Raw genomic sequence first — 297 nt, forward strand, 5'->3', positions numbered from 1 at the left:
AGCTATACGGCAGTCGGATTGAAAGCCGGTGAAGTGACTCTGCAGGCAGTCAATGAAGAAGGCATCATCAGTAATCCGATCCATCTCAGTGTGAAGGATGAGGGATTGAGCGGTCTGCAGCTGATCGGCAACGATGTTCTGGTCTTGAACGATGAACAGCGCTCAGCCACTCAGCTGTATGCATTGGCAAAGCCGGCTTCAGCCGTGATCGATTCACTGACATGGCGCAGTGAAGACGAAACGATCGCGGAAGTCAGTGAGGAAGGTCTGGTTACGGCCGTAGGCAGCGGCAGCACC

The 297-nt window shown here is 54.2% G+C and carries 1 protein-coding gene; it reads left to right on the plus strand.

The features are described 5' to 3' along the window. Window positions 1–297, plus strand: a 297-nt coding sequence (locus DAHG_RS18245) for an Ig-like domain-containing protein (RefSeq protein WP_034456202.1), incomplete at both ends; no start/stop codon positions are given.

The organism is Dielma fastidiosa (assembly GCF_000313565.1).
In the GTDB taxonomy this organism is placed as follows: domain Bacteria; phylum Bacillota_I; class Bacilli_A; order Erysipelotrichales; family Erysipelotrichaceae; genus Dielma; species Dielma fastidiosa.